Source organism: Azospirillum brasilense (assembly GCF_008365405.1).
In the GTDB taxonomy this organism is placed as follows: Bacteria; Pseudomonadota; Alphaproteobacteria; order Azospirillales; family Azospirillaceae; genus Azospirillum; species Azospirillum brasilense_D.
In genome coordinates, this window is sequence record NZ_QOKV01000028.1 from 1 (window position 1) to 9,267 (window position 9,267).

A 9,267-nucleotide genomic window follows, 5' to 3' on the forward strand; every position below is an offset into this window, starting at 1 on the left:
ACCATCGCCCCGCTCGGCGATGATCCCCTCGTCAGCCTGCCCGACGTGGCTGCCTGACAATCCCGGCCAGACCAGCCGGAGACCAAATGAGCGACCCAACTCCTACACCACGCTCAGGGGCACGATCGCACATCATGCGGTCGCATTCACGAGATGGCCCGATACGGTCGAGATGAACGCACGAAGACGCTGAAGACGCCGTAGGTCCCGGTGATATCCCATCCAGATGTCTCGCGCCGGCGGCGGCGTCGGCAGGTCCAGTCTGCGAATACCCGGGATCTGATTGCCGACCACGCGGGGTAGGACGGCGATACCGACGCCTTGCCTGCACATGCGCCCCTGAACGTTCCGGTTGTTCGATCGCAGGACCGGCCTCGCGTTGGGGAAACTCTCGATGAGCCACGCGATGTCAGGGAAATGGCCGGTGGACGTGTCGTGGGTGATCAGCCGGAAACCGGTCCCATCGCCATATTTCGGCTCCTGCGCCTCTTCCGCGATGTAAACGCCGTACTCGAGGCGGAAGAGCCGTCGCTGAACAACGTCAGCGGTGTCGAACGGAACGATACGGAAAGCGACGTCGGCCTCCCGCTGGGCGAGATTGAACAGGCGCGTGCCGGTCAGGATCTCGACATCGACATTGGGGCAGGCTTTCGAGAAATCTGCCAGGATGGGAGGCAAGACATAGGCCCCGAACCAGTCCGCGGATGAAATGCGCAGACTGCCTTTGAGGTTCTGCTCCTGCCCCGCAAGCCGGCGCTCCATCGCCAGCGCGCTTTCCTCCATCTGCTCCGCCAGCGCGATGATCCCGTGGCCCTCTTCGGTCAGAACAAGACCGTCCGCGGTGCGCTGGAAGAGCGTGTGACCGATCGCCTGCTCAAGTGCGCGGAGGCGCCGGCCGACGGTCGGATGGCTTGTCTGAAGAGAACGCGCGGCGGCGCCGAGCGTGCCGGATCGCGCAATGGCGAGAAAGATTCTGACGTCGCTCCATTCCATCACAACCACCCACACAAAACTGAACGCCGAGAGTACAGTTATGTCACTTATCGAACAAATCCGAATGCCTAGATTGCCATCATCGTCTGGAGATGCGTCCTTCTACGGACCCGCCAGACCCATGCGGGCCGCCGCTTGGGTGAAGGAATAGTGACCCTGGCTGTGGGGCCCAAGGAAAGCTCGTCCGGACGGAACAGAGAGGATTTTCCTGAGGGGTCGCGGAACGCGGCAGCCCGCCTCGATACTCGCGATGAGGACCTCGACGATGATCACGATGCTGGTGACCTATGCGGGCGATAAGGAAACGCCGTTCGACCGCGACCATTGGATCAACGTGCACTTCCCGCTCGTGCGGGAAAGCTGGGGACGTTATGGGCTGGTAAGCGCCGGCGGGTTCTTCCCGCAAGGTGACGGTCCCGGGCTAATCGCGGTCGGGGTCGTCAACTTCCGCGACGAGGCCGCCATGAAAGCCGCGCTCAATTCGCCCGAGACCGCCCAGGTAATGGCTGACGTCGACATCGTCACCGCCGTGAAACCGCAGCGCAGCATCGTGAAGCCACTCTGAGCGGCAAAGCGGCGCCTGTCGATTGCCGGGGCCGCTGATCTCTCCAGGTCTGCGCCCCGGCGCGTCGCAGCGATCGGCGGTGCTCTCTATGCGCTCAGCGGGGCGTGCGCCGATGCCGGCCAACTTGCTCACGTCTTCATTGTGGCTCTCCTCTGCATCGCCACCCGCCAACTCGTCGGCGCAGGTCTCGGCCTCACGATCGCCTGGCAGCCTGCGTCCGATCCCGCGCACAGCTCTCATCCGAACAACAGGAGATAGACCATGCAGATCGGGTTTGTCGGTCTCGGCAATATGGGCTCGGCAATGGCCCTGAACCTCGTGAAGGCAGGCCATGACGTGCGGGCCTGGAACCGTAGCAAGGTCGCTCAGGAAAGCGTTCCCGGGGTAACGCTGGTCAAGCTCGCGGCGGATGCATTCCAAGCTGACGCAGTCTTCACGATGCTATCCGACGACCCTGCCATTCGGGAGGTGATCCTCGATGCCGGCCTGCTGGCAAGCGCGCAACCAGGGCTGACCCATGTCGTCACATCGACGATCTCGGTCGCCTTCGCGCGGGAACTGGAGCTGCTGCACGAAGAGGCAGGCCTTGGCTATGTGTCCGCACCGGTCCTCGGGCGACCGAACGTAGCGGCGAGTGGCCAGCTTAACATCCTGGCGGCCGGAAAGGCCGATGCCGTTGCCGCGGTCGAACCGCTGCTCGCTTCACTCGGCAAAAAGGTCTGGAGGTTGGGGGAGAGCCCCGCTCGGGCGAATACGGCGAAGCTCGCCTGCAATATGATGATCGCCATGGCTATCGAGGCGATGGCTGAGGGTGTCGTGCTGACCGAGAGCGTCGGCCTCGACCGTGCGAATTTCTTCGAACTCATCCTGGGCACCCTTTTCTCGGGTCGCGCCTATGAGAGCTACAGCGCGCAGATCACGGAACGGTCCTTCGAGCCGGGCTTCAAAGCCGAGCTCGCGCTCAAGGACATGCGTCTCGCGACTGAGGCCAGCAACGAGATCGGGCGCACGCTCCCGATGCTCGAAGCGGTCCGCGAGGGGCTCGGCAAAGCTGTCTCGGCGGGCTTCGGGAACAAGGATTGGTCGATCATGGCCGACATGACGGTTCGCGGCGGCGACAGTCTGGCGTCGTCTGAAACCAACTCGGAGAAGAAACAATGAAGACTTGGCTCATCACCGGCTGCTCGAGTGGCTTCGGACAGCGCCTCGCGCTCGCCGCGGCACAACGCGGCGATCAGGTCATCGCGACGGCCCGCGATGTCAAAACGATCGAAGACATGGCCGAGCCTTTCGGCGGCCGCATGATCACCTTGCCGCTGGACGTGACGGATGCGGCGGCAGCCAAGGCAGCGGTCGCAAAGGCGGTCGAGACATTCGGCGGGTTTGACGTGCTCGTGAACAATGCCGGCTACGGACTGTTCGGCGCGATCGAGGAAGGCACGCCCGAAGAATATCGGCCAATGTTCGAGGTGAACGTCTTCGGACTGATCGAAACCACCAGAGCCGCCCTGCCCGTCCTGCGACATTCGGGCGGAACGATCGTCAACATGTCGTCCGGCGCCGGCATCGCGGGCAGCGGCGGCGGAGGTTATTACAACGCCGCCAAGTTCGCCGTGGAAGGGATTTCCGAAGCGCTCGCCAGCGAGCTGGAGCCGTTCGGCATCCGCGTGCTGATTGTCGAGCCTGGGCCGTTTCGCACCGATTTCCTTGGCCGTTCGATCAGGATGGCGGCCAACGAGATGCCGGAATACGCCACGAGCTCGCGCAAGCACTATCGCGAAACCAACAACGGCAATCAGGCGGGCGATCCCGACAGGGCGATCACGGTGATCCTGCAGGCAGTCGATGCCGATGACGCCCCGCTTCATTTGCCACTCGGCCCCATCGCGCACGCGATCGCCGAACGAAAGCTGGCTGCGTTCCGCAGCGATATCGACGCTTGGCGCGACATCTCGATCACCACCGATTTCGATCAGCACTGAGCGCTGGCCGCGAGCTTTGTTTAAACGTCAACATCGACTGGAAAGCGATCATGATCGCAACGTTGAAGGGGTTTACCCAGCAACTGGTGCCGGTGAATGGCATCAAGATCAACGCTGTCACGGGAGGCTCGGGCCCGCCGATCCTTCTGCTTCACGGCTGGCCGGAAACATGGTGGGAATGGCACAATGTGATGCCGCTGCTGGCCGAGCATGTCAGCGTGGTGGCCATCGATCTGCGCGGCGCGGGCTTTTCCGACTGCCCGCTCGACGGCTATGACAAGGCAACGATGGCGCGCGACGCGCACGAGGTCATGATTGCCCTTGGGCATGAACGCTACGCCGTGTGCGGACATGACGTCGGCGGAATGGTCGCCTTGCCGCAGGCCGCCATCTACCGGGAGGCTGTCACCCACCTGGCCGTCCTCGACGTTCCGCTTCCCGGCTGGAGCGGATGGGAGGCGACGACCGCGGGGCTCTGGCACTTCAGCTTCCATATGAACCGGGATCTACCCGAGCGCCTGATCCATGGCCGTGAATATGACTATGTCTCGACCTTCATGGCAGAGCGTTTCTACGATCACAGCACCTTCAATCCGGCGGACATCGAGATCTACGCGAAGGCGATGGCTCTTCCTGGCCGCACGCGCGGCGGCATGGAATGGTATCGCACCCTCGCCGCCGATCATGCGGCGGCTCTTGAGTACAAGAAGCACCCCCTCGGGATACCGGTGCTCGGTCTGGGTGGGGACCAGCGGTTCGGTGCGCAGATGGTCCCGATGCTCAAAGAGTTTGCCAGTAACGTGACAGGTGGCTCGATCGCGCGGTGCAGCCACTATGTCGCGGATGAGCGGCCCAATGAAGTCGCGGCCGCCCTGATCGATTTCCTCAAGCCCAACTGAAACTCTGCGCCCGCGCCGTCGCGGGCTGGGCGGATCGCGACGCTGCGGGCGAATTGCACCCGAAGCGGTCGCGATGGATCGACAAAATCAAGGAGACTGTCATGACCGCACCCCTCATTCGCGGCGTCAATCATATCGGTATTACGGTGCCCGACATTGAAGCGGCAAAATCGTTCCTGGTAAAAGCCTTTGGCGGCCAGGTGATCTACCAATCCTTCGGACCGCAGGATCCATCGCGGCAGGGACCCGAATTCGAGCGGGCCGTCGGCGCTTTCCCCGGAACGGTCGTGCGTGCGCAGGCGATGGTCAAGATCGGAACCGGACCCGATATCGAGCTCTTCGAAATGCACGGCCCCGAGCAAGCCCAGCCGATCCGGGCGAGCGACTTCGGCATCACGCACTTCGCTCTCTACACCGACGACATCGACGCATCGGTCGAGCGCTTCGAGAGGGCTGGAGGCACCCCCCTCACCGCGCCGCGCGCTATTCCCTATGCTACCGAGAAAGGTCCTGGAAACAAGGTCTGCTACTGTCGCATGCCCTGGGGCACGACGATAGAGTTCATCACCACGCCGGACCGTATGCCCTATCATGACCAGACCGATCTGCGCAGGTGGCAGGACGAGGACTGAGCAGGGCACGATTGGACAGCACAGCGTCATGCGGGATTAGGGAATCCGGCGCCGGCGACAGGACGCGCCCGCCGAACCAAGGGGGACCTCCGATAAGCCGGTGTCGGCGAAGCAGTCCGAACCTCCGACGCCCCGGCATGCGGTTCGGCTCCCGGCTGACAATCCGGCAAGTTGACCGACGAGGACCGCCGCTTTGTCCAGGCGTTGCGGGAGCGCTCGCTACATCTCGACCCGGCACGTCAGCTTCTTGGAAACCGGGCGCTCGCAGCCCAGCCGGACCATGCTGCTCCATTTGGCGGAGCGGATGGACATTCCGCTGCGCGACCGCAACGCGCTGCTCGCCGCCGCGGGCTTCGCGCCGGTCTTTTCCGAACACCGGCTGGGCGATCCGGAGATGCAGGCCGCCCGTCGGGCGGTCGATCTCGTGCTGACCGGGCACGAGCCTCACCCGGCGTTGGCCGTCGATCGGCACTGGACGCTGGTTGCGGCCAACCGGGCGGTCGCCCCGCTGCTCACCGGCGCTTCGCCGGATCTTCTCCGGCCTCCGGTGAACGTGCTGCGCCTCAGCCTTCACCCCTCCGGGCTGGCACCGCGGATCGAGAACTTCGCCCAGTGGCGGGCGCACATCCTGCACCGGCTGATCCGGCAGATCGACGTCAGCGCCGATCCCGTACTGGCCGCGCTGTTCGGCGAGTTGAAGGGCTACCCGATGCCCGGCGGGCCGGCTCCGCACGGCCGGGGCGAGCCGTTGTCGTCGCATGATGGCGTGGTGGTTCCTCTGCGGCTCAGGACGGACGCCGGGACTCTCTGCTTCTTCAGCACCACAACGGTGTTCGGAACGGCGGTGGACGTCACTTTGTCCGAACTGGCCATCGAGGCTTTCTTCCCGGCCGACCTCGCCACAGCGGAGATCATGCGGCAGGCCCTCGCCCGGTTGTGAGGAGCAGCCCCGCCCGACAGAGGCACCGCCTTTGCACCGGCATGGCGCACGGGACCCGGCCCTATCATGGCGGACCATCCCTTGATGGGCGGAGATGCGGCATGGTGCAGACCGACATCGAGTTGCTTCGCAACCTGTACGACCGCTACGCCGTGGGCGATGTGGCGCCGCTGTTCGAGCATCTCGCGTCCGACGTCGAGTGGATATCCTGCGGCCGGTCCCCGACCCTTGCGGCCTTCTCCGGCATCTTCCATGGCCTGGATGGTGTCCAGCGCTATTTCCAGGGGTTGGCCCAGGAATGGACGATCACCAAGCACGAGATGCGGGACATCGCGAGGGACGGAGACCACATCGTCACGCGCAACCTCGTTGAGGCCGTCAGCAAGGTCACCGGGAAACCGGTGGCGGTGACGACCGAACACCGGTGGGTGCTGCAGGACGGCCGAATCCACCGCTTCGAGGAGCGTTGCGACGATGAGGCGGCCCTGGAGGCGGCTTGCCGCCCGTCCGAGCCTTAACGGCCCGGTTGCCCAACGGAGCGCGGTGATGGGAGTGGCGCTCGCCGGATGGATCCTCATTCGCTATCCGGGCGACTTTTGGAGCTTGGCTTGACCGCGAGAAGCATCCGTGATCATGCAAACGACATCGTCCAGCTGCCCGCAAGGAACCTTGATCCGGAGTTGCACGCCTTGGGGCGTGAAGCCGTTGGTCTCGGCAGAGGCCGCTGGGAAGGCGCCAAGCCCCGACCTGATCCTGGCCTCGTCGGCGAAGGCGCAGGTGACGGCCAAGGCTGCAAAGCGGATGATCGGCTGACGCTCAGCGGCATGAAGACACGCCGCTGCGGTGCCGCCGTAGGCACGCACCAGCCCGCCCGCACCGAGAAGAACGCCACCGAACCAGCGGCTGACCACCAGCGCCACCCGATCCAGCTTCTGGCCGTCTATGGCCTGAAGAATCGGGCGTCCCGCCGTTCCCCCCGGTTCGCCGTCATCGCTAGACCGGTAGAGGTCGCCGATCCGGAAGGCCCAGCAGTTGTGGCCCGCATCCCGTTGGCTGCACGCGGAGATCAATCCACGTGCCTCCTCTTCGGTCGTGACCGGCCCCGCCGAAGCCAGAAAGCGGCTCTTCTTGATCTCCTGCTCGAAATGCTCTTTCCGTTTCAGTGTGAACATTACCTTTCGCCACTATCATTCCTGCATGGGCCAGAGGCCGCCCTGGCCAAAGGCCGACGGAATTTATTCATTCCATGGGGGGATTGCGACGTCGGCGCAACGATATCTGCAACGAAACCGGCAATGACGGAGCTGTGCCGCTCCAGCCAACCGACCGCAAATGCGGTGGTGGTGACCGCCTCGACCATCATGCTGGGCGCCTCCTCCATAGTCCCCTTTCATACTATCGAGCGTAAATCCTGACACATCAGGATTTACGCTCGCCCTCGAACGGCGGGCGCGGCCGTCCGGCCGCCCCGGGACTCCCTAATGCTGTCAGCGTCGCCTTGTCCATTCGGCCATCGAAGCAGAGCGCAAGCGCCTCAAGGTAAAGGGGAACAGACTCCTTCGCAGCCAAGGCGAACAGGGTCATGCAGGAGTGGAACTTCATGTCGTCCGGAGAGCCGAAGATCTCATGAAGCGATCGCCCCCGGATCGCTAGAACGGCCCGCGTCGCGGCTTCCAATCGTGGGCCGAGCGTCGGATGCTCCAGATAGGCGCGCGCCTCGTCGAGGGAAGCGATGCCGTAGAACTCGGCGGTTGCCGAGCGGCCGAGGCCGCGCAGTTGCGGAAAAATGAACCACATCCAATGGCTCCGCTTGCGCCCGTCCTGCAATTGGTCGAGCACCGTCGCGAACACCGGCTCCTGTGCGGTCACGAACCGTTGGAGATTGAAAGGATTGTCCAGTTGCATTCCAGTGAGATGGTCCCCGTTCCCCGGACAGTTTTGCGGCCTGGATAAGCTTGGTTCAGGTCCGTGTCATGCCGCCAGTCGGATCCCGGCCGGGACGCCCTGGTGGGCTTCGGTCGGGGTCCTGCCGCCGAGCGCGGAATGCGGTCGGTCGGCGTTGTAATAATCAATCCACTGGCCGATGCCGGCCCGTGCCTCGCTGCCCAACTCGAAGGCATGGAGATAGACGCACTCGTATTTCAGCGATCGCCAGAGCCGTTCGATGAACACGTTGTCCATCCAGCGGCCCCGCCCATCCATCGACACCCGAATACCGGCCGCGGTCAAGAGGCCGGTGAAGCGGGGTCTGGTGAACTGGCTGCCCTGATCGGTGTTGAAGATCTCCGGGCGCCCGTACTGCGCCATCGCCTCCTCCACCGCCTCCAGGCAGAACTCGACGTCCATGGTGTTCGACAGCCGCCACCCCAGCACCCAGCGTGTCGCCCAGTCCATCACTGCCATCAAGTACAGGAAGCCGCGGCGCATGGGAATGTACGTGATGTCGGCGCACCACACTTGATCAGGACGGTCGATGACCATGTCGCGCAGCAGGTACGGCCAGATCTTGTGCTCCGGATGAGGCACCGTTGTCTTTGGACGCTGGTAGACTGCTCGCAAGCCCATCCGCAGCATCAGGCGGCGGACTCGCTTGCGGTTGACCTCCTGCCCCCGGCGCCGGAGATGACGGGTCATCTGCCGGCTGCCATACCAGGGCGTCTCCAGAAACTGCGCGTCGATCAGCCGCATCAGGTCCAGGTTCTCGGCCGGCTCGCCCCTCACCGGCTCGTAATAGCCGGAGCGGCTGAGCGACACCAACGCGCACTGGCGCGTGATCGACAGGCGCGGATACTCCGGCTCGATCATCTCCCGCCTCCGGCCGACGCTCATCGACCGGAGGCCTTGCGCAAAAAATCGCCTTCCATGACCAGTTGTCCGATCATGGCGTGCAGCTTCTCCACCTCGCCCTGATGGGTGGCCTCGGCCACCTCCGCCTTGCCGGAAAACACCCCGGCCATCCCCTCGATGGCCTGCGTCTTCCAGGCGTCGATCAGCGTCTGGTGCACCCCGTGCTTGGCGACCAGCTGCGACACCGTCAGCTCGCCCCGGATCGCCTCCAGCGCCACCTTCGCCTTAAACTCCGCCGAATACCGCTTCCGATTCCCCGTCATCGGGTCCGTCCTTCATTCTGGGCGAACCAAGCTTATCCAACTGTCCGGAGAACGGGGATCATCTCAGTATCGTTGACCCCAGCCCAGGTCCTGGCATTGCAACCCCTGCTTTTCTGCTACGAGCCGTGTGGGAGTTCGATGACGGC

General features: G+C 64.0%; 11 protein-coding genes. 7 read left to right on the forward strand and 4 right to left on the reverse strand.

What is annotated here, in order from left to right; genetic code table 11:
- Window positions 1-132 precede the first annotated feature (132 nt).
- A complete protein-coding gene (locus DS837_RS27915) occupies window positions 133-993 on the reverse strand; it encodes a LysR family transcriptional regulator (protein ID WP_149167714.1) in 861 nt (286 codons plus the stop codon).
- Window positions 994-1,258: 265 nt separating this feature from the next.
- Between DS837_RS27915 and DS837_RS27920 the strand changes: the two genes are divergently transcribed.
- The 7 genes from DS837_RS27920 (at window position 1,259) to DS837_RS27950 (ending at window position 6,529) form a co-directional block, all read left to right on the forward strand.
- Entirely contained in the window at window positions 1,259-1,558 is a 300-nt protein-coding gene (locus tag DS837_RS27920; protein ID WP_149167715.1) for an EthD family reductase, read from the forward strand.
- A 261-nt stretch (window positions 1,559-1,819) separates the two neighbouring features.
- Complete coding sequence (locus DS837_RS27925) at window positions 1,820-2,719, forward strand: NAD(P)-dependent oxidoreductase (protein WP_149167716.1); 900 nt, start codon at window positions 1,820-1,822, stop codon at window positions 2,717-2,719.
- Window positions 2,716-3,540, forward strand: coding sequence for an oxidoreductase (locus DS837_RS27930; protein WP_149167717.1), 825 nt, complete (start codon window positions 2,716-2,718; stop codon window positions 3,538-3,540). Before DS837_RS27925 ends, DS837_RS27930 begins: the two co-directional genes overlap by 4 nt.
- Window positions 3,498-4,439 (forward strand): alpha/beta fold hydrolase, encoded by a 942-nt coding sequence (locus DS837_RS27935; protein ID WP_247890171.1) that lies wholly within the window; start codon window positions 3,498-3,500, stop codon window positions 4,437-4,439. Before DS837_RS27930 ends, DS837_RS27935 begins: the two co-directional genes overlap by 43 nt.
- Before the next feature lie 101 nt (window positions 4,440-4,540).
- Entirely contained in the window at window positions 4,541-5,071 is a 531-nt protein-coding gene (locus DS837_RS27940; RefSeq protein ID WP_149167718.1) for a VOC family protein, read from the forward strand.
- A gap of 280 nt (window positions 5,072-5,351) precedes the next feature.
- Window positions 5,352-6,011 (forward strand): MmyB family transcriptional regulator, encoded by a 660-nt coding sequence (locus DS837_RS27945; RefSeq protein ID WP_247890172.1) that lies wholly within the window; start codon window positions 5,352-5,354, stop codon window positions 6,009-6,011.
- Between the two features lie 101 nt (window positions 6,012-6,112).
- Complete coding sequence (locus DS837_RS27950) at window positions 6,113-6,529, forward strand: nuclear transport factor 2 family protein (RefSeq protein ID WP_170296013.1); 417 nt, start codon at window positions 6,113-6,115, stop codon at window positions 6,527-6,529.
- A 63-nt stretch (window positions 6,530-6,592) separates the two neighbouring features.
- Here DS837_RS27950 and DS837_RS27955 read toward each other — a convergent pair whose 3' ends face one another.
- From DS837_RS27955 to DS837_RS27965, 3 genes are all read right to left on the reverse strand, one after another.
- On the reverse strand, window positions 6,593-7,183 hold the full coding sequence (locus DS837_RS27955) for an IMPACT family protein (protein ID WP_149167721.1): 591 nt from the start codon (window positions 7,181-7,183) through the stop codon (window positions 6,593-6,595).
- 247 nt (window positions 7,184-7,430) lie between these two features.
- Window positions 7,431-7,916, reverse strand: coding sequence for a DUF1810 domain-containing protein (locus DS837_RS27960; RefSeq protein WP_149167722.1), 486 nt, complete (start codon window positions 7,914-7,916; stop codon window positions 7,431-7,433).
- A gap of 66 nt (window positions 7,917-7,982) precedes the next feature.
- Window positions 7,983-9,121, reverse strand: a protein-coding gene (locus DS837_RS27965) for an IS3 family transposase (RefSeq protein ID WP_149167723.1) whose coding sequence is annotated in 2 segments (ribosomal slippage) — window positions 7,983-8,872 and window positions 8,872-9,121 — 1,140 coding nt in all. Because the reading frame shifts where the segments join, the coding sequence is not laid out codon by codon here.
- Between the last annotated feature and the right edge of the window lie 146 nt (window positions 9,122-9,267).

What these genes read in the sequence shown, in the direction of transcription:
- DS837_RS27915 (WP_149167714.1), bottom strand. Translation starts at nt 993, where the DNA reads ATGGAATGGAGCGACGTCAGAATCTTTCTCGCCATTGCGCGATCCGGC.
- DS837_RS27920 (WP_149167715.1), top strand. Translation starts at nt 1,259, where the DNA reads ATGATCACGATGCTGGTGACCTATGCGGGCGATAAGGAAACGCCGTTC.
- DS837_RS27925 (WP_149167716.1), top strand. Translation starts at nt 1,820, where the DNA reads ATGCAGATCGGGTTTGTCGGTCTCGGCAATATGGGCTCGGCAATGGCC.
- DS837_RS27930 (WP_149167717.1), top strand. Translation starts at nt 2,716, where the DNA reads ATGAAGACTTGGCTCATCACCGGCTGCTCGAGTGGCTTCGGACAGCGC.
- DS837_RS27940 (WP_149167718.1), top strand. Translation starts at nt 4,541, where the DNA reads ATGACCGCACCCCTCATTCGCGGCGTCAATCATATCGGTATTACGGTG.
- DS837_RS27945 (WP_247890172.1), top strand. Translation starts at nt 5,352, where the DNA reads ATGCTGCTCCATTTGGCGGAGCGGATGGACATTCCGCTGCGCGACCGC.
- DS837_RS27950 (WP_170296013.1), top strand. Translation starts at nt 6,113, where the DNA reads ATGGTGCAGACCGACATCGAGTTGCTTCGCAACCTGTACGACCGCTAC.
- DS837_RS27955 (WP_149167721.1), bottom strand. Translation starts at nt 7,183, where the DNA reads ATGTTCACACTGAAACGGAAAGAGCATTTCGAGCAGGAGATCAAGAAG.
- DS837_RS27960 (WP_149167722.1), bottom strand. Translation starts at nt 7,916, where the DNA reads ATGCAACTGGACAATCCTTTCAATCTCCAACGGTTCGTGACCGCACAG.